Source organism: Streptomyces humicola, assembly GCF_024436035.1.
Lineage (GTDB): Bacteria > Actinomycetota > Actinomycetes > Streptomycetales > Streptomycetaceae > Streptantibioticus_B > Streptantibioticus_B humicola.
In genome coordinates this window covers 1-18203 of record NZ_JANFNG010000053.1, presented here as the reverse complement: position 1 = coordinate 18203, position 18203 = coordinate 1, and the positions used below count along the sequence as shown (strand labels likewise).

15 protein-coding genes and 2 riboswitches are annotated in these 18203 nt (G+C 70.3%); of the genes, 4 read left to right on the top strand and 11 right to left on the bottom strand.

The features are described 5' to 3' along the window. Positions 1 to 85: 85 nt before the first annotated feature. Positions 86 to 712 carry a PadR family transcriptional regulator gene (locus NGB36_RS32515; RefSeq protein ID WP_255924254.1) on the bottom strand — a complete coding sequence of 209 codons (627 nt, stop codon included), beginning with the start codon at positions 710 to 712 and terminating at the stop codon, positions 86 to 88. A gap of 170 nt (positions 713 to 882) precedes the next feature. On the opposite strand from NGB36_RS32515, the gene NGB36_RS32510 reads away from it, so the two are divergent. Beyond that, positions 883 to 1704: a PhzF family phenazine biosynthesis protein gene (locus tag NGB36_RS32510; protein WP_255924253.1), complete on the top strand. Its 822-nt coding sequence runs from the start codon at positions 883 to 885 to the stop codon at positions 1702 to 1704. 43 nt (positions 1705 to 1747) lie between these two features. Here NGB36_RS32510 and NGB36_RS32505 read toward each other — a convergent pair whose 3' ends face one another. Both NGB36_RS32505 and NGB36_RS32500 read right to left on the bottom strand, forming a co-directional pair. Then, on the bottom strand, positions 1748 to 2527 hold the full coding sequence (locus NGB36_RS32505) for a CPBP family intramembrane glutamic endopeptidase (protein WP_255924252.1): 780 nt from the start codon (positions 2525 to 2527) through the stop codon (positions 1748 to 1750). 127 nt (positions 2528 to 2654) lie between these two features. Then, entirely contained in the window at positions 2655 to 4169 is a 1515-nt protein-coding gene (locus NGB36_RS32500) for a glutamate-cysteine ligase family protein (protein WP_255924251.1), read from the bottom strand. 598 nt (positions 4170 to 4767) lie between these two features. Between NGB36_RS32500 and NGB36_RS32495 the strand changes: the two genes are divergently transcribed. Together NGB36_RS32495 and NGB36_RS32490 are read left to right on the top strand one after the other, a co-directional pair. Further along, entirely contained in the window at positions 4768 to 5358 is a 591-nt protein-coding gene (locus NGB36_RS32495; RefSeq protein ID WP_255924250.1) for a hypothetical protein, read from the top strand. A 376-nt stretch (positions 5359 to 5734) separates the two neighbouring features. Further along, positions 5735 to 5941 (top strand): DUF5999 family protein, encoded by a 207-nt coding sequence (locus NGB36_RS32490; protein WP_255924248.1) that lies wholly within the window; start codon positions 5735 to 5737, stop codon positions 5939 to 5941. Between the two features lie 120 nt (positions 5942 to 6061). Here NGB36_RS32490 and gcvP read toward each other — a convergent pair whose 3' ends face one another. Beyond that, the gene (gene gcvP / locus NGB36_RS32485) at positions 6062 to 8962 is read right to left on the bottom strand and encodes an aminomethyl-transferring glycine dehydrogenase (protein ID WP_255924247.1); all 2901 of its coding nucleotides are present in this window, start codon (positions 8960 to 8962) and stop codon (positions 6062 to 6064) included. A gap of 62 nt (positions 8963 to 9024) precedes the next feature. Further along, positions 9025 to 9153, bottom strand: a riboswitch (glycine riboswitch). Continuing rightward, positions 9154 to 9271, bottom strand: a riboswitch (glycine riboswitch). It abuts the riboswitch before it with no gap. 112 nt (positions 9272 to 9383) lie between these two features. Here gcvP and NGB36_RS32480 point away from each other — a divergent pair. Then, positions 9384 to 9833 carry a PRC-barrel domain-containing protein gene (locus tag NGB36_RS32480; RefSeq protein ID WP_255924246.1) on the top strand — a complete coding sequence of 150 codons (450 nt, stop codon included), beginning with the start codon at positions 9384 to 9386 and terminating at the stop codon, positions 9831 to 9833. Here NGB36_RS32480 and NGB36_RS32475 read toward each other — a convergent pair. The 7 genes from NGB36_RS32475 to clsA form a co-directional block, all read right to left on the bottom strand. Beyond that, positions 9830 to 11242, bottom strand: coding sequence for a DNA polymerase IV (locus NGB36_RS32475; protein ID WP_255924245.1), 1413 nt, complete (start codon positions 11240 to 11242; stop codon positions 9830 to 9832). The genes NGB36_RS32480 and NGB36_RS32475 overlap by 4 nt on opposite strands. Before the next feature lie 83 nt (positions 11243 to 11325). Continuing rightward, the gene (locus NGB36_RS32470; RefSeq protein WP_255924244.1) at positions 11326 to 11934 is read right to left on the bottom strand and encodes a MerR family transcriptional regulator; all 609 of its coding nucleotides are present in this window, start codon (positions 11932 to 11934) and stop codon (positions 11326 to 11328) included. Between the two features lie 177 nt (positions 11935 to 12111). After that, positions 12112 to 12585 carry a bifunctional nuclease family protein gene (locus NGB36_RS32465; protein ID WP_255924243.1) on the bottom strand — a complete coding sequence of 158 codons (474 nt, stop codon included), beginning with the start codon at positions 12583 to 12585 and terminating at the stop codon, positions 12112 to 12114. A gap of 97 nt (positions 12586 to 12682) precedes the next feature. Further along, positions 12683 to 13360, bottom strand: coding sequence for a transcriptional regulator FtsR (ftsR, locus tag NGB36_RS32460; RefSeq protein ID WP_255924256.1), 678 nt, complete (start codon positions 13358 to 13360; stop codon positions 12683 to 12685). 145 nt (positions 13361 to 13505) lie between these two features. Continuing rightward, the gene (locus NGB36_RS32455) at positions 13506 to 14465 is read right to left on the bottom strand and encodes an FHA domain-containing protein (protein ID WP_255924255.1); all 960 of its coding nucleotides are present in this window, start codon (positions 14463 to 14465) and stop codon (positions 13506 to 13508) included. Positions 14466 to 14763: 298 nt separating this feature from the next. Continuing rightward, a complete protein-coding gene (locus tag NGB36_RS32450; RefSeq protein ID WP_255924242.1) occupies positions 14764 to 17259 on the bottom strand; it encodes a sugar phosphate nucleotidyltransferase in 2496 nt (831 codons plus the stop codon). A 116-nt stretch (positions 17260 to 17375) separates the two neighbouring features. Next, on the bottom strand, positions 17376 to 17984 hold the full coding sequence (gene clsA / locus NGB36_RS32445) for a cardiolipin synthase ClsA (RefSeq protein ID WP_255924241.1): 609 nt from the start codon (positions 17982 to 17984) through the stop codon (positions 17376 to 17378). Positions 17985 to 18203 lie beyond the last annotated feature (219 nt).

The window sequence follows — 18203 nt, the reverse complement described above, 5'->3', positions numbered from 1 at the left end:
GTAGCTGGTCTTGGGGGGGGGGGGGGGGGGGGGGGGGGGGGGGGGGGGGGGGCCCCCGCCCCACCGCCGTGATGTCTGTCGTCCGTCAGTCCTCGTCGGCGAGGATGAGGTAGAGCTTCTTGCGGGCCTCGTTCACCACGGCCAGCGCCTTCTCGCGCTGCTCCGGGGTCCCGTTGCCCCATACCTGGCGGAACGCCTCGACAAGGCCGAATCCCGCCTGCCTAATCTCCTGCACGGACTCCCAGTCGATGCCGTGCCCGGCCTGTTCCCAGGGCGCGTCGGCCCCGGCCTCGGCCTCCGTGCGGCCGGCCTCGGTGAGCGTGAAGAGCTTCTTGCCGCCCTCCGTCGAGCTCTCGATCAGGCCTTCGTCCTCGAGCAGCTGCAGCGTCGGGTAGACCGAGCCGGGGCTCGGCTTCCACGCGCCGCCGCTGCGCTCGGCGATCTCCTGGATCATCTCGTAACCGTGCATCGGACGGTCCTTGAGCAGGGCCAGGATCGACGCGCGTACGTCTCCGCGCCGCGCCCGCCCTCGTGGGCCGCCGCGTCCTCGGCCGGGACCGCCGAACGGGCCACCCCAGGGGCCCGGTCCGCCGAAGGGCGGGCCGAACGGCCCGAATGCCCCACGGCCACGCTCGAATTCGCCGCGGAACTCTCCGCGTCCGGGGCGGCCGCGCCCGTGTCCATGTCCATGAATGTGCTCGTGGGAACGCATGGTGGCGCTCCTTTCCTTGTGTCCGCGATCCTACGATCGCAATGGGCTGTCGCTGAGCTGTCGCGACATCTCAACGATATATCGCTGACACTCGGAAGACAAGCCCCTTCCGACCACTGCGTACTGATTGGCCGTGGCGCCCGGGACGCCGTCGCCCTACCTTCGCGATCATGAAGATTCGTATCGTCGATGCCTTCACCGACCGCCCCTTCGCCGGCAACCCCGCCGGCGTCGTCGTCCTCGGCCCCGAGGGCTTCCTGGACGAAGCGCTGATGCAGCGGCTCGCCGCCGAGGTCAACCTCTCCGAGACCGCCTTCACCCACCCGCTGCCGGACGGCGGTGACGCGGAATGGGCACTGCGCTGGTTCACCCCCGCCGTCGAGGTGAACCTCTGCGGCCACGCCACCCTCGCCACCGCGCACGTCCTGCACACCACGGGCGCCGCGACCGGAACGGTGCGGTTCGCCACCCGCAGCGGCGTACTGACCGCCGCTGCCGGCGACGAAGGCCGCATCACCCTGGACTTCCCCACCGCCCCGCTCACCGCGCAGCCCGCCGGCGGCCGGGTCCCGGCGGCGCTCGGCGCCGAGGTACTGTCCGCCCACGACACCGGTCCCGACGTCGGCGACCTGCTCGTCGAGCTCGCCGACGAGAAGACCGTGCGCGGCCTCACCCCCGACCTGGCGGCCGTCGCGCACCTGTCGCACCGCGGCGTCATCGTCACCGCACCGGCCGAGGACCCGTCCGCGGGGTACGACTTCGTCTCCCGGTTCTTCGGCCCTGCCGTCGGCATCGAGGAGGACCCCGTGACCGGCAGTGCCCACACGGCACTGGCGCCCTTCTGGTCCGCCCGGCTCGGCCGCGACGAACTGACGGGGCTTCAGGCCTCGGCCCGTGCGGGCCTGGTGCACACCGCACTGCGCGGCGACCGCGTCCTGCTCACCGGCTCGGCGGTCACCGTCATCGACGGCGAACTGCTCGCGGGCGTATGACGCACCGCTCCCGGGGCCCCGCAAGGGCCTCGGGAGCACCGCGTCACGTCGGCAGCCAGCTCACCTTTCCGGCGAGCAGGGCGTACCCGACGAAGGCCACTGTGTCGATCAGCGCGTGCGCGGCCACCAGCGGCCCCACCCGCCGCCACCGCCGGTAGAGCAGGACGAAGATCACGCCCATCGCCATGTTCCCGACCAGCCCACCGATGCCCTGGTAGAGGTGGTACGAGCCGCGCAGCACCGCGCTCGCCACGAGCGCCGCCATCGGCGCCCACCCCAGTTGCTCCAGCCGTCGCAGCAGATAGCCGACGACGATCACCTCTTCGAGCACGGCGTTCTGCACAGCCGCGGCGACGAGCACCGGAATGCGCCACCAGACGTCGGGCAGCGATTCCGGTACGACGGTGAGATTGAAGCCCGCGGCCCGCGCCCCCAGATACAGCGCCAGTCCGGTGCCGCCGATGCCCGCCGCGATCACGGCTCCCCGTACCAGGTCGGAGCGAGGCCGGCGCAGGTCAAGGCCGATCGCGCGCATCCCGGCGCCCTCCCTGGCCAGCAGATGCGCCACGAGCGCCACAGGGATCAGCGCCGTCGCCACGCCGAAGAGCTGCCAGGCGAGATCGAGCCACGGACGACCGGGTGCCTGCGTGGTGACGAGAGTGGCGGCCTGGTTCTTGAGCGGTCCGGGCTTGGTGACCGAGCCGATGAAGCTGATCACCGCGCCGACCGCGTCGGCCCCGAGCGACAGGGCGAGGACGAGCAGCACCTCGCTTCGCAGGGTGCGCCGCGCGGGGCCGGCTGCACCGGGCGTCGAACGTGTCACGGCACTCCCAACGCCTGCGGCCCCCTCCCGGGTGCCCTCATCGGCCCCGCGTCGCTCTTCGTGCACATCCGCCTCCGCCCGTGCGATCTGGACTCATAAGAAGATCGCACGTGCGCGGCCCGGGGGCTCACGAGGGTGCGCCAGGAACCTCGTCCACCGGCCAGGAGTGCACCGGCTCGCCGGAACGCATCAGCTCGCAGTAGCGGCGGGTCATCGCCGCCAGCGCGGCCTGCCGGTCCAGGCCACGCTCCTCGGCCCGATGGAAGGCGGCCGCCTGCCACGACGCACCGTTGACCCGCATCCGGCAACGCTCCTCGATCACCCCGAGATACCGGTCGCGGTCGGCCGGTGCCACCGCCCAGCCGTCGAGACCGGCCGCAGCCAGCGGCAGCAACTCGTCGCGCACGAGGCGTACGGCCGGCACCCGCACCAGCGCGCCGCCCCGGCCGGGTCTCGGCCAGTACAGCTCCGCGTCGATGCCGTACCGGCACGCGGCCTCGAAGTTCGCTGCCGCGGCGGGGAACGGCAGCCGGGTCCACACCGGACGCGGGGCTTCGGCGAGCGCCCGCACCAGGCCGTAGTAGAAGGCCGCGTTGGCGATGACGTCGGTGACGGTCGGCCCGGCCGGCATGACGCGGTTCTCGACCCTCAGGTGCGGTACGCCGTCGACCACCGCGTAGACCGGACGGTTCCAGCGGTAGATGGTGCCGTTGTGCAGCTGCAGCTCCTTCAGCCGTGGCACCCCGCCCTCGTCGAGCACGCGCAGCGGGTCCTCGTCATCGCAGATGGGCAGCAGCGAGGGGAAGTACCGCAGGTTCTCCTCGAACAAGTCGTAGGCGCCCGATATCCAGCGTTCGCCGAACCAGGTGATCGGGCGGACGCCCTGCGCCTGCAGCTCCTGCGGCCGGGTGTCGGTGGCCTGCTGGAAGAGGACGGGACGGGTCTCTCGCCACAGCTCCCGGCCGAACAGGAACGGGGAGTTGGCTCCCATGGCGACCTGCGCCGCAACGGCTGCCTGCGCCGCGTTCCAGACGGCCGCAAACCGCCCGGGTGTCACCTGCAGGTGCATCTGCATCGAGGTGCAGGCGGCCTCGGGGGCGATCGAGGCGGAGGTGCAGGTGAGCCTCTCGGGGCCGTCGATGTCCAGGCTGATGTCCTCGCCGCGGGCGGCGAGTATCCGGTCGTTGAGCAGGGTGTACCGGTCGACCCGCGAGAGGTTCGCCTGTACGAGGTCCTGGGCGCCGAGCGTCGGCAGAATGCCGACCATGACGATGCGGGCACCGACCTCGGCGGCCTGTCGGTCGGCATATGACAGGGCGATACGCAGTTCTTCAGCCAGTTGGTCGAGCACCCTGCCGGAAAGGCGGTGCGGCGCGATGTTCACCTCGATGTTGAACTGCGCGAGCTCGGTCTGGAAATCACGGCTCGCGATGCGGTCAAGCACCGCTTCGTTGACCATGCAGGGCAGCCCGTCGGAATCCGCGAGATTCAGTTCGATCTCCAGCCCCATGAGGTTGCGAGGCCGGTCGAACCGCTTCTCCTCCAACAGCCGCTCCAGCCCCACGAGGCACTGCCGCAGCTTTTGCCGGTACCGCTGCCGATCGGACAGGTCGAACCCCGTGGCCACGACCTTCTCCCCCATCGAAGCGTCCCTCCTCGAGTGGGCCGTGCACCGATGATGCCCAGCACAATAGATCGATAACGCCATGGGCTCGGCCTGCGGACGATAGGCTGATAACCGCGGTCCGCAGGCACATTCCGTGGGCATGAGGTGCCGTCCGGTAGCCCGTGCAATACCATCGTGAATTACGCCGACCGGATCCGGCCATCCCCTGCGGCACGGTCGATGCAGCCCACAGCGGCGGGCTCCGTCACGAATGCGGAGGAATAGCCCTGCGAAGCGGGCGCAAAACAGGCTTGCCCGTAATACGGGGGTCGGTTAGCCGAAACGCCAGGTGAACACGGATCGTATAAACTTCGCGCACAGGCAGAGACTCCGCGACCCTCAGGTTGCGCCCCCGCGCACACCCCCGGCCACGGGAAGGGATCGGCATGCCACCGCAGCTTTCGCGTACCGCAGCCCCCTTCGGGTGCCACGTGTCCTGGCCCCGCTGCCCGTAACAGCCACCAGCAACACCCCAGCACCACCCTGCACCATCGATCCCGCTCCACGAGCACCGCCGACAGCGCTGTCCGCACCCACCATGCACACCTGTCTCCAGTGAGAGGCGACCCACACCATGCCGCTGCATGTCCCCCCGGCCCCCGCGCCCGCTCTCCGGAGCGTTCTCGCGGCACTTGGCTCACCATCGGCCGTACGAGCCGCAGGCACCCCGTTTTTGAGCGCACCGGACGGGCCGCTGACGCCCGAACATCCGCTTCCCGTCCACCTGCTCGATCCCGTGCCCGCGCGCGGCGGACTGCCGCAGGCCCGGCTGACCGGATGGCGCTTCCTGATCCGCGGGGCCGATCGCGTGGTGGCGGCCGCAGACACCATGTGGACCCCGGACGGCTGGGCGTTTTCACACTTCAGCGAAGGTCCCTACCTCGCCTCGACAGAGCGCGCGCTCCACCAGGCCGAGCCGCTGACCGGCGCCTACCAGCCCAGGCTGCTGTCCATCCCCGGGCTGTACATGCTCACCTTGTGGCTGCACCGGGACATCGCCGACGGGGACGACGCACAGCCCGCGCCGGCCGACGTCCTGATCCCGCTGGCCCCTGCGCCGCCCGGCATCGCCGCCCACCGGCCGCATGCGGTCGCCGAGCTGCTGCCGGTGCTCAGCCACCGGCTCACTCCGGCGCCGGCGCCGCTGCTGGGCACGGTGGTGTAGCCACCGGCAGGACGGCGGCAGCGCGCCCCCTCTTCCGATCGGTCGAGGGGGCGCACTCGTGCGTATCGGTGCGCCACCGCGTGCGGCCGCATGCCCCCGTGCGCTCGCCCCTGCGCGCCCGGGAGCGGACTAGTCCGCCACGGCTACCGGGTACCACCCGAGGAGAGGGACGGAGCGGATTGAACCCTCCGCCCGGGTGATGCGTCATCACCTAGTGAGGAGAGCTGAGCCGAAATCCCTGCGGGAGGGCGCTCGCAGGGCAACACTGGGACACGAACCGACGAACGGGGGGACAGCCATGAACACCTCATCCACCTCAGAGCCGAACAGCCGGTCCGGCGATCCGGCCGGCCGCCCGCAGCGAAAGACAACGTCCATGTGCCAGCACCAACCGCCGTGCCCGTCAGCAGACTCCGCCGACCGGGAGGCTGCCCACCCGGTGGCCTACCACCCGGAGCAGGGGTGGAGCCTGCTGTGCAACGGCGTACTGCTCTTCGAGGACACCGGCGAGCTGCTGCCGGACGGTCAGATCATCGCCCCGCACCGCCCGCTGGGTGCGAAGAACATCGCAACGGCCGCGTGACGAGCGCCTGAACCGACGCCTCCCGACGCCCGGGCAGCATCGCACGCGCCATCGAACGCACCGGGGCCGGCGCAGCCTCCGCCGCACCGGCCCCTCGCTCTCGATGCTCGCGCGCCCTGTTCAGCCCTCGTACGCGTCGAGCGGCGGGCACGAGCACACCAGGTGCCGGTCGCCGTATGCACCGTCGATCCGGCGCACCGGAGGCCAGTACTTGTCGGCGGCCTGGACACCGGCCGGGAACACCGCCTCCTGACGGGGGTACGGGTGCTCCCACTCGACGGTGAGCACCGCCGCGGTGTGCGGGGCGTTCCGCAGCGGGTTGTCGTCCTTCGGCCATTCGCCGGATCCCACGCGGTCGATCTCCGCCCGAATGGCGATCATCGCCTCGCAGAACCGGTCGAGTTCGGCCAGGTCCTCGCTCTCGGTCGGCTCGATCATCAGCGTTCCGGCGACCGGGAACGACATCGTCGGCGCGTGGAAGCCGTAGTCGATGAGCCGCTTGGCCACGTCGTCGACGGTGACGCCGGTCGCCTTGGTCAGCGGCCGCAGGTCGATGATGCACTCGTGCGCCACCAGACCGCCCGGGCCGGTGTACAGCACCGGGAAGTAAGGGGCGAGCCGCTTGGCGACGTAGTTGGCGCCGAGCACGGCGACCTGCGTCGCGCGGCGCAGCCCGTCCGCGCCCATCAGCCGCGCGTACGCCCACGAGATGGGCAGGATGCCCGCCGAGCCCCAGGGGGCCGCGGAGATCGGGCCGACGCCCGTCTCTGGACCCGCGGTGGGCTGCAGCGGGTGGTTCGGCAGGTACGGCGCGAGATGCGCGCGCACCGCGACCGGGCCGACGCCCGGGCCGCCGCCGCCGTGCGGGATGCAGAACGTCTTGTGCAGGTTCAGGTGCGAGACGTCGGCGCCGAACTTCCCCGGCCGGGCGAGTCCGACGAGCGCGTTGAGGTTCGCGCCGTCCACGTAGACCTGGCCGCCCGCCTCGTGGACGGCGGCGCAGATGTCGGTGATGTTCTCTTCGAACACGCCGTGCGTGGAGGGGTAGGTGACCATCAGCACGGCCAGTTCGTCGCGGTGCTGCTCGATCTTGGCGTGCAGATCGGCGACGTCCACGTCCCCGTCTTCGCTCGTCTTGACCACGACCACCTTCATTCCGGCCATCACAGCGCTCGCGGCGTTGGTGCCGTGGGCGGAGGACGGGATGAGGCAGACGCGCCGCTGCGTGTCGCCGTTGGCACGGTGGTAGGCGCGCACGGCGAGCAGGCCCGCCAGCTCGCCCTGCGAACCGGCGTTGGGCTGGATGCTGACCTTGTCGTACCCGGTGATCTCGGCGAGCCCTTCCTCCAGTTCACGGATGAGCGTCACGTAGCCCTGCGCCTGCTCGATCGGGGCGAAGGGGTGCAGCGCACCGAACTCCGGCCAGGTGACCGGCTCCATCTCGGTGGTCGCGTTGAGCTTCATCGTGCACGAGCCGAGCGGGATCATGCCGCGGTCGAGCGCGTAGTCGCGGTCGGCGAGGCGGCGCAGGTAGCGCAGCATCGCCGTCTCGGAACGGTGCTGGTGGAAGACGGGGTGGGTCAGGTAGTCGTGCGAACGGAGCAGCCCGGCCGGGAGCGCGTCCACGGCCGCGGCGTCCAGCGCGTCGATGTCGCCCGAGACACCGAACGCGGACCAGACGGCGGTGAGTTCGTCGCGGTCAGTGGTCTCGTCGCAGGCGAGGGAGACGAGGTCCGCGTCGACCTGGCGCAGGTTGATCCCGGCGTCGCGGGCGGCTGCCACGACCTCGGTGGCACGGCCGGGCACCCGCACCGTGAGGGTGTCGAAGTACGTGTCATTGACGACCTCCAGGCCGCCGGCGCGCAGCCCTTCGGCGAGAACGACGGCGTAGCGATGGGTGCGCCGGGCGATCGCAGCGAGCCCCTCGGGGCCGTGGTAGACGGCGTACATGCCGGCCATCACGGCGAGGAGCACCTGCGCGGTGCAGATGTTGCTCGTGGCCCTCTCGCGGCGGATGTGCTGCTCGCGCGTCTGCAGCGCGAGCCGGTACGCCCTGTTGCCGTCGACGTCGACGGACACGCCGACGAGGCGGCCGGGCAGGCTGCGGGCGTAGGCGTCGCGCACGGCCATGTAGCCGGCGTGCGGGCCGCCGAAGCCCATCGGTACGCCGAAGCGCTGGGTGGTGCCGACGGCGATGTCGGCGCCGAGCTCGCCGGGCGGGGTGAGCAGGGTGAGCGCGAGCAGGTCGGCGGCGACGGTGACGATCGCGCCGAGCTCGTGGGCGCGGGCGATCACGGACCGCAGGTCGCGCACGGCGCCCGATGCGCCCGGGTACTGGAGCAGCACGCCGAACACGCCGCGCTCGGCGACGTCCTCCGGGATCCCGTCGGTGAGGTCGGCGACGACCACCTCGACGCCGGTCGGCTCCGCGCGCGTCCCGATCACCGCGATCGTCTGGGGCAGGCAGTCGGCGTCGACCAGGAAGACGCCGTCCTTGACCTTGCCGACACGGCGCGACAGTGCCATCGCCTCAGCAGCCGCGGTGCTCTCGTCGAGCAGGGACGCGCCGGAGGTCGGCAGGCCGGTCAGGTCGGCCACCATCGTCTGGAAGTTGAGCAGCGCCTCCAGGCGGCCCTGGGAGATCTCCGGCTGGTAGGGGGTGTAGGCGGTGTACCAGGCGGGGTTCTCCAGCACGTTGCGCAGGATGACCGGCGGGGTGAAGGTGCCGTAGTAACCCAGGCCGATCATCGAGCGCAGCACCTGGTTGCGGTCGGCGAGCGAGCGGAGCTCGGCGAGCACCTCGGCCTCGCTGCGCGCCTCGGGCAGGCCGAGCGCCCCGGCGCTCTTGATCGTGTCCGGCACGGCGGCAGCGGTCAGCTCGTCGAGCGATCCGTAGCCGACCTGAGCGAGCATCTTGGCCTGCGCGGCGGCGTCGGGACCGATGTGACGGTGCTCGAAGGGCGTGCCACATGCGAGTTCCGAAAGGGGCGTGCCGGTGAGGGGGGTGCGATTGGCGGTCATCTGCGGAGGCCTCCTGGTCGAATGCGACCTGCGAGGGGCACCTCGGCGCGGGTGCCCGGACGGCCTCCCCCTCTGTCATCAACCTGAGAGTTTCACCACGCCGCCGAGGCGGTGCGGCTTTCACCGTCGGTGAGGGCGGGTCCCGGCCGCGTCACTGCGACCTGAAGGCCCACCCTTCTTTTCAGAGTGACCTCGTCCGCGCGGTACGGATGCCTGAGAGATTCCGGGGAGGGATTGCTCCTTCGGCGCCCGGCGACAGTGTCTGAACGGTGTCAGTCACTCTCGTCGGGACTCTCCCGCACGGGGTCAACGGCCAATTGCCACCTTACCAGCGTCGGCGTAGCCCGCCGATGACCTTCCGGCGGGCCTCGGGACCACCGCGACCTCCGTGCGATCGGTCCTCGACTCGACACCATCCCAAATGTGGCCTTTTGTAATGATGTGGGACCGGTTGCTACCACTTGGAGGGACCGTGCAGACAGACGTCGACCCGCGCAGCCTGATCGGCCGCAAAGCCTTCGATTGCAACGGTGTGAAGATCGGCACCGTGGACGAGGTGTACCTCGACGACGCGACCGGTGAGCCGGAATGGGCGGCCGTGCGCACCGGGCTCTTCGGGCGCGACGCGTTCGTCCCCCTGGGACCGAGCGAGCTGAAGAACGAGACGCTGCACGTGCCGTTCGTGAAGTCCCTGGTCAAGGGGGCACCGGATTTCGGTGTGGGCCGCCACCTCTCTCCCGAACAGGAGCTCCAGCTCTACCACCACTACGGCCTCGAGGTGCCGCCGGCCCCGGAGGCCGGCGGACCGGCCCGCGAGGCGCCGGGCTTCGGACAGCTCGCGGGCGACGGCGGCGACCGCTCGGAGGGCTAATCACGGCCGGGAACGAGCGGCAGCGGATCCGACGGTTCGAGCCCCGGGTCGTCGACGGGGAAGGTACGGATCCGGCCCGGCTCCCCGCCCGGCACCTCGAAACGGACCGTGACCCTGCCGACCCCGCTGCCCTGCACCCAGCCGGGGCCGTACTGCGTGTGCCGGACGTCCTGTCCAGCAATCCAGCGGCGTGATGGCGGCGTCGGCTCCGCGGGCGGCGGGGCGGGGTGCGGGGCCGGGTGCGGGGTGAGCGGCCCGGGCGAGTCGGCCTCGGTGTCTCCCGGCCGCTCGTGCAGCGCAAGGCCGCCCGCCAGGCCGTGCGCGAACAGATCCTCCTGGGTGTAGTCGGCGAGCCCGGCCACCCCGACACCCAGCAGCCGCACCCCGCCCGTGGTGTCCACCCCGTCGAGCAGGCGGGCGGCCGTCTCCTTGACCACGGCCGGATCGTCGGTCGGGGCCCGCAGTGTCTCCGAGCGGGTCAGTGTCGTGAAGTCGTACCGCCGCACCTTGAGCACCACCGTGCGCCCGGAGCGGCCGGCGCCGCGCAGCCGCTGGACGCACCGGTCGGCGAGCCGGTCCACCTCGGCGCGCACCCGCGCCCGGTCGGTGAGATCCACATCGAAGGTGTCCTCCACCGACACCGATTTCACGTCGCGCTCGGCCACGACCGGCCGGTCGTCCTGCCCGGTGGCCATCGCGTACAGGCCCGCGCCGTGCGCCCTGCCCAGGAGCCGTACCAGCTCCGCTTCCCCCGCCTCCGCGACCTCGGCGACCGTCGTTATCCCGGCCTTGCGCAGATGCTCCGCGGTGGCCGGCCCGACGCCCCACAGCGTGCGGACCGGCATCGGACCCAGCAGCTCCCGCTCCGTGCCCGGCTCGATCACCAGCAGGCCGTCCGGCTTGGCCGCCTCGGAGCCGATTTTGGCCAGCAGCTTGGATGCGGCGATGCCCACCGAGGCGGTGAGCCCCGTCGCGGCGGCGATGTCGGCACGCAGCGCCTCGCCGACCTCCCGTACCGCCTCGGTCGTCTCCTCCGGCGGACGGCCGCGAAGCCGCTCCCCGCACGGGCCCGCATCCAGGTCGACAAAGGCCTCGTCTAGGCTGAGCGGCTCGACGAGCGGGGAGAACTGGTGGAGCAGGCCCATGACGCGTTCGCTCACTTCGCGGTACACGGCGAAGCGGGGGACGAGATAGGCAGCGTGGGGGCACAGCCGCCGGGCGTGCGCCATTGCCATGGCCGAGTGGACGCCGTGCACTCGCGCCTCGTACGACGCCGTGGCGACCACCCCGCGCGGCCCCAGCCCTCCGACGATCACCGGCTTCCCGCGCAGGCTCGGCTTGGACGCCTGCTCCACCGCGGCGAAGAAGGCATCCATGTCGAGATGCAGGATCGTCGGAGTGCTTCTCACGCAACGGATACTGCCGCACGGCACGGACATTTGCCGTACAGGTGTACGGCACGCCGGTTCGGGCCGGTCGGACCGGCGATCGGTCAGCCGGCGCGGTTGCGGCGCCGGGCGAGCTCGTCGGCCGGGTTGTGACCGATCACCGTCTCCCCGGTGTCCACGCGCTCGCCGTGCAACTGGGCCAGGTCGCTCTCCACGTCCCGCCACACCACCCCGACGGCGATGCCGAAGACGCCCTGGCCGCCTTCGAGCAGGCTCACCACCTCATCGGGCGAGGTGCACTCGTACACGGTCGCGCCGTCGCACATCAGGGTCAGACGGGCCACGTCGGCCGCTTCCCGGGTGCTCAGGTGCTGCACCGCGGTGCGGATGTTCTGCAGCGCGACACCGGTGTCGAGCAGCCGTTTGACGATCTTGAGGACGACGACGTCGCGGAAGCTGTAGAGCCGCTGGGTTCCCGAACCGTAGGCGGGGCGCACGCTCGGCTCGACCAGGCCGGTGCGCGCCCAGTAGTCCAGCTGGCGGTAGGTGATCCCTGCGGCCGCGCAGGCCGTGGGGCCTCGGTAGCCGATGAGGTCGGTCGCCGGATCATCACTCGGACGGCCCTCGTCCGATGGCCGGTACGAGGGACGGGATACGGTTCCGCGGACCGGGAACGCACTGCCTGCGGCCGTCCCGTCGCCGGTGCTTCTCACGCCGACCTCCGTCCCTTCATGTCCCGGGGCGCAGTGCCTTCCCGGGACTTACCCACTCGACGGTAGGCAGTCACTCGGAGTGCGTCAACGATCGCCACGCTCGGCACGCCGAGTGATTTCAGCCCCAGGGGTGGTTTCGCGTGACCTCGCTGCGGGAACGGCTGTTAGTTTGCGCCGCTACTGATTGCTGGTGCCGAAGTCCTCCGGCGAGATCTGGTCGAGGAACTCCCGAAACTTCTCGACCTCGTCCTCCTGCTCGTCGGGGATGGCGATCCCCGCGTCGTCGAGCACGCCGTCGCTGCCGAAGATCGGCGTCCCGGTGCGCAGCGCCAGCGCTATGGCGTCCGACGGGCGCGCGCTGACCTCGACTCCGCTGGCGAAGACCAGCTCCGCGTAGAAGACCCCTTCCCGCAGATCTGTGATGCGCACCTCGGTCAGCTGCTGGCCCACGGCGTCCAGGACGTCCTTGAACAGGTCGTGGGTCAGCGGGCGCGCGGGCGTCATGCCCTGCTGCGCGAAGGCGATCGCGGTCGCCTCCCCCGGTCCGATCCAGATGGGGAGGTACCGGTCGCCCCCTACTTCACGCAGAAGCACGATCGGTTGGTTGGAGGGCATTTCGACCCGGACACCCACGACGTCGAGCTCGTTCACACAGCAACCCTAGGCCGTGACTGGACGCTTTGGGTAGTCGGAGATCCGCCGCACCGGCGCGATACGGCCCCTGTCGGCCGCCGGGAGGACGCGGCGGTCACAGCTGCCGCAGCCGCAGCGCGGACTGCACCAGCGCGGCGTGCAGCCGCACGGAGAGCGTGGCCAGCTCGCGGGCCGTCGACTCCGCATGGGCCCGCGTCTGCGGGTTGCGGTGCCTGCGCAACGGGGCGACGACCTGCTCCACCAAGCCGACGTCCCGGTCGGCCGCCGCCTTGACGGCACGCAGATGGCGCGGTTCGAGGCCGAACGTTCCCAGCTCACGGACGAGGCGGGCGATGTTCACCGCCTCGGCGTCGAACCCACCGTCCGCCCCCGGCTCGATCAGGCCGTACGACTCCCACTCGGCCAGTTCCTCCTCGCCGATGCCGGCCGCCGCCATGAGCTCCTCGCGGCCGAGCCGCAGGCCGCCGGTCTCGGGCTCGGCCACCGCGCCGTCGAGCAGATCGACGGGTTCCGAGGGGGCCGGCAAGGGCAGCGACTCGCCCGCGTCGAGCGCGTCGAGGTGCTCCCTGATCACCTTCAGCGGCAGATAGTGATCGCGCTGCATACGCAGCACATGGCCGAGCCGCTCGACGTCGCGGAGGCTGAACTTCCGGTACCCCGACGGGGTGCGTTGCGGGTCGACAAGTCCCTCCGCCTCGAGGAAGCGGATCTTGGAGATGGTGACCTCGGGGAACTCGTCGCGCAGCAGCCCGAGCACCGCCCCGATACTCATCAGACGGTCCTCCGTGCCGGTGGTGCCGCGCACGGCACCACCGGACGGTGACGTTGGTCGAAGCGGGGACCTCCCCTTGCCTCCCGGCACGGGCAACCCTTCCTTCGTCTGCGGCATGGGACCCCTCTCGCGGGCCTGCTGCGCCTCAGATGCCCCGGTGGCTCATGTAGAAGACCAGCCGGTACTTGCCGATCTGTACCTCGTCCCCGCTGGACAGGACCACCGAGTCGATGGGCTCCCTGTTCACATACGTACCGTTCAGGCTGCCGACGTCGGCGACGGTGAAACCGCCGTCGGCGCTCCTGCGGAACTCGACATGCCGCCGCGAGACGGTCACGTCGTCCAGGAAGATGTCGCTTTGCGGATGACGGCCCGCCGTGGTGACCTCGGCGTCCAGCAGGAAGCGGCTTCCCGAGTTCGGTCCGCGCCGGACGATCAGCAGTGCGGATCCGGGCGGCAGCGCGTCGACCGCGGCCTGAGCCTCCGGGCTGAGCGACGGGATCGGCGTCTGACCGGTCACCTCCGCCTCGTAGGCCTCAATACCGGAGATCGAGATGGTGGAGGTGGTCTCCGACGAACCCTCATAGGAGGTGCCGGCGCGCAGCGGTGCACCGCAGTTCGAGCAGAAACGGCCGGCCTCGGCGTTGCTGTGCCCGCACCTGTTGCAGACCGTCACAGGCCCCATCGGCTGCCCCTCCTGCCGCGGATGCCCCGCGGGGACGTTCGACCCGTACGGACCGGAGGAAAACCCTCCACCTGCACTTGAGGTCGATGGTTCCTGGAAACCTATGGGGCCGGATACGCCAGGGTCAACAGATACCGGCCCATGACCACCCGAAATGGCTCCGCTCGGCCCAGTGGCCTCGTCACGGAAGAGCGGGCGCTCTGCGTTCGGCGCATCGGGCTGCGTCGGACGCGGGGCGCGGTGACGCGCTGTAGCGGGCTCACTGGCTCCCTTCCGTGCGCGCTTGCCGAACAACTTCCCAAACAAATTCACGGGCGATTCCCCTTGACAGCAACAGACCCGCCCGTGGGGCAGGACGAATCCTCGCAACACCGACCGGCGGCTCCGGTCATCCGGACAACGATCGCGGCCGCCAGACAGTTTCCACCACGCGCCACCCTGTCGGTGCGGCGACCCCCCGCGTGGTCATGACCTTCCCGCCTGCCGACTCCCCTCGGCCGAACGGCAGGGCGTTCCATCCTCTCCCGCCTCAATAGCCCTCGTTGGCCTGGCGACCGAGCGTAGTCAGGCTGTTTCGGGGATCGCAAGGCAAGGCGACGATCTTCTCCCACGGCACGCTCCACACATCGTCGCACGTGGGGTGCCCGGGAGCGAACGGCCCCCTCGTCGGGGGCCGTTCACGACTGGTTCGGGGCCGCCCCGGGTGCCCGGGAGGCGCTCAGTGGCCTGCGCCGTCCACGACGGCCGACCACTCGTCGAGCAGCGCCTGGGCCGAGGCGTCGTCGGGCCCTTCCGCCCATAGATGGGTGACCGCCTCCGCCGGGTCGGGAAGCACCATCACCCAACGGCCGTCGGCCTCCACCACCCGGACGCCGTCCGTGGTGTCCACCGACCGGTCGCCTGCGGCCTCCACCACGCTCCGCATCACGAGGCCCTTCACTGCCCACGGCGTGGCGAGATCACGCTTGAGCACATGCGCCCGTGGGATACGGGCATCGATCTGACTCAGCGTGAGCTGGGTCCGCGCGACGAGACCGATCAGCCGGACGAAAGCGGCCGAACCGTCGAAGACACTGCTGAACTCGGGAACGATCAGGCCGGCACGGCCGTCGCCGCCGAAGATGGTGCCATCCATCCTGGCGACCCGGGTCAGGTCGTCGGGCGACGTCGTCGTCCACTCGACCTGGGTACCGTGATACGCCGCCACCTGCTCGGCAATGCGTGTCGTGGTCACCGGGAGCGCGACACGACCGCTGCGCCGCTCCGCCGCGACGAGATCGAGCATCACCAGCAGCGCGCGGTCGTCCTCCACGATCTTCCCGCGCTCGTCGACGAGCGAGATCCTTTCGCCCACCGGGTCGAACCGCACACCGAACGCGGCCCCGGCCGACGCGACAATCTCGCCGAGCCGCACCAGCCCGGAGCGGCGCTCGTCGACCGTCTCGGTCGGGTGCGCCTCGTCGAGGCCGGGGTTGATGGTGAGGGCGTCGACGCCGAGGCGTCCGAGCAGGCTCGGCAGGACGAGCCCGGCACTCCCGTGCGCCGCGTCCACCACGATCTTCAGACCGGACTCGCGCACCCCCGAGGTGTCGACGGCGCGCAGCAGGGCACCGGTGTATGAGTCGAAGACGCTGGACGGGAAGTGCAGGTCGCCGATCTCCCCGGGGAACGCCCGGCGGTACTCCTGCCGCGCATAGACGCGGTCAAGCTTGCGCTGACCTGCCTGGGAGAGGTCGGCGCCGCGCTCGTCGAAGAACATGATGTCGACGGAGTCGGGCACACCCGGCGTGGTGCGGATCATCAGCCCGCCGGCGCCGCCGCGAGCGGTCTGCTGGCGGGCGACCGGCATGGGGACGTTCTCCAGGTCGCGCACGTCGATGGCGCTCGCCTGCAGGGCGGAGATGACGGCACGTTTCAGCGCACGCGCGCCACGGGAGTGGTCGCGGGCCGTGGTGACAGTGGAGCCCTTCTTCAGCGTGGTCGCGTAGGCGCCGGCGAGGCGGACGGCCAGCTCGGGCGTGATCTCTACGTTGAGGATCCCGGAGACGCCGCGCGCGCCGAACAGGTGCGCCTGCCCGCGGGACTCCCAGATGACGGAGGTGTTGACGAACGCGCCCGCCTCGATCGTCTTGAACGGGTAGACGCGCACATTGCCGGCGATGATCGATTCCTCGCCGATCAGGCATTCGTCACCGATCACCGCGCCGTCGTCGATCCGTGCGGCTCGCATCACATCCGTGTTCTTGCCGATCACGCAGCCCCGCAGATTGGTCTGCGGACCCACATAGACGTTGTCGTGGATCACCGCTTTGTGGAGAAAGGCTCCGGATTTCACGACGACGTTGGATCCGATCACCGAGTGTTCGCGAATCTCGGATCCGGCTTCGACCTTGGCGTAGTCGCCGATGTACAGCGGCCCGCGCAGGACGGCGTCAGGGTGCACTTCCGCGCCCTCGGCGACCCAGACTCCCGGCGCCATCTCGAAGCCGTCGATCTCGACGTCGACGTGGCCCTCCAGCACGTCGGCCTGCGCCTTCACATAGCTATCGTGAGTGCCGACGTCCTCCCAGTACCCCTCGGCGACGAAGCCGTAGATCGGCTTGCCGGCCTTCATCAGCTCGGGGAAGACGTCCCCGGACCAGTCGACGGGCACATCCGGCTCGACGTAGTCGAAGACCTCGGGCTCCATCACGTAGATGCCCGTGTTGACGGTGTCGGAGAAGACCTGGCCCCACGTCGGCTTCTCCAGGAAGCGCTCGACCTTGCCTTCCTCGTCGACGATGGTGATCCCGAATTCGAGCGGATCGGGCACCCGGGTGAGGCAGACAGTGACGAGCGCGCCCTTCTCCCGGTGGAAGTTGATCAGCTCGGTGAGATCGAAGTCGGTCAGCGCGTCACCGGAAATGACCAGAAACGCATCGTCCCTGAGCGCCTCCTCCGCGTTCTTGACACTCCCCGCGGTGCCGAGTGGCTTCTCCTCGTGGGCGTAGGTGAGGTCCATGCCGAGTTCCTCACCGTCACCGAAGTAGTTCTTAACCAGCGACGCAAGGAATTGCACGGTCACCACGGTCTCGGTGAGACCGTGCCGCTTGAGCAGCCGCAGGACGTGCTCCATGATCGGCCGGTTGGCCACCGGCAGGAGCGGTTTGGGCATGCTCGAGGTCATCGGGCGCAGGCGTGTGCCTTCGCCACCGGCCATCACGACGGCCTTCATGTCGGAAGTGTCCTCCTTGAAGAGACGGCGTTCTCGCCGACATCGCCCATCCTGATGACCCGCGGATCGCGCGGTGGGGCACCCGGCCTGTCTTTACCTCTGCCGGGGTACGGGGCTCAGCCGGCCGTGGCGTCCGCCCTGACGAGTCGGCGGACCTGGACCACGTACAGGATCCCTGCCCACCAGTAGAGCGTTGTACCCCATCCTGCGAACGCCCATCCGAAAATAGCAGCGACTTCGTGCACCCACCCGCTGCCCTCACTCAGAAGCAGCAGTGGGAACGCGTACATGAGGTTGAACGTCGCGGCCTTGCCCAGGAAGTTCACTTGCGGAGGACCGTATCCGTGGCGGCGGAGGACGAGCACGGCGACCCCGAGCATGAGCTCGCGGGCCACCAGCACTCCGGTCAGCCACCAGGGCAGGATTTCGCGCCAGGTCAGCCCGAGGAGGGTGGACAGGACGTAGAGGCGGTCGGCAGCGGGGTCGAGGATGCGGCCGAGGCTGCTGATCTGGTTCCACCGGCGTGCCAGCTTGCCGTCGAGGTAGTCGCTGATACCGCTGAGGGCCAGGATGGCGAGAGCCCAGTAATCGGCATTCGGCCCGCCGAACTTGGGCCAGAGGATCAACCACAGGAAAACGGGCACGCCGACGAGACGGGCCATGCTGAGGATGTTGGGGACAGTGAGCACCCGGTCGGTCTGTACCCGTGTCTCCTGGACCTCCACCCGGAGTGCCTCCTGTTTGCCGTGCGCCGACGATGCTTCCTGACCTTACCGGGGTCGCGGCACCGGTCCGCACAGGGGTTCTCGTCGGGGGTGCTCCCCGGGGCGAGGCCCGGGAACCTCGAAAAGGCCTTGGGCCCGGAACGAGGTCCCGGGCCCAAGGCCTGTCAATAATTGTTCGGCGGCGTCCTACTCTCCCACAGGGTCCCCCCTGCAGTACCA

Excerpts from the sequence above, each read along its gene's own strand:
- gcvP (WP_255924247.1), bottom strand. The coding sequence starts at position 8,962 with ATGACCGCCAATCGCACCCCCCTCACCGGCACGCCCCTTTCGGAACTC.
- NGB36_RS32490 (WP_255924248.1), top strand. The coding sequence starts at position 5,735 with ATGTGCCAGCACCAACCGCCGTGCCCGTCAGCAGACTCCGCCGACCGG.
- NGB36_RS32500 (WP_255924251.1), bottom strand. The coding sequence starts at position 4,169 with ATGGGGGAGAAGGTCGTGGCCACGGGGTTCGACCTGTCCGATCGGCAG.
- ftsR (WP_255924256.1), bottom strand. The coding sequence starts at position 13,360 with ATGAGTATCGGGGCGGTGCTCGGGCTGCTGCGCGACGAGTTCCCCGAG.
- NGB36_RS32510 (WP_255924253.1), top strand. The coding sequence starts at position 883 with ATGAAGATTCGTATCGTCGATGCCTTCACCGACCGCCCCTTCGCCGGC.
- NGB36_RS32480 (WP_255924246.1), top strand. The coding sequence starts at position 9,384 with ATGTGGCCTTTTGTAATGATGTGGGACCGGTTGCTACCACTTGGAGGG.
- NGB36_RS32515 (WP_255924254.1), bottom strand. The coding sequence starts at position 712 with ATGCGTTCCCACGAGCACATTCATGGACATGGACACGGGCGCGGCCGC.
- NGB36_RS32495 (WP_255924250.1), top strand. The coding sequence starts at position 4,768 with ATGCCGCTGCATGTCCCCCCGGCCCCCGCGCCCGCTCTCCGGAGCGTT.
- NGB36_RS32450 (WP_255924242.1), bottom strand. The coding sequence starts at position 17,259 with ATGAAGGCCGTCGTGATGGCCGGTGGCGAAGGCACACGCCTGCGCCCG.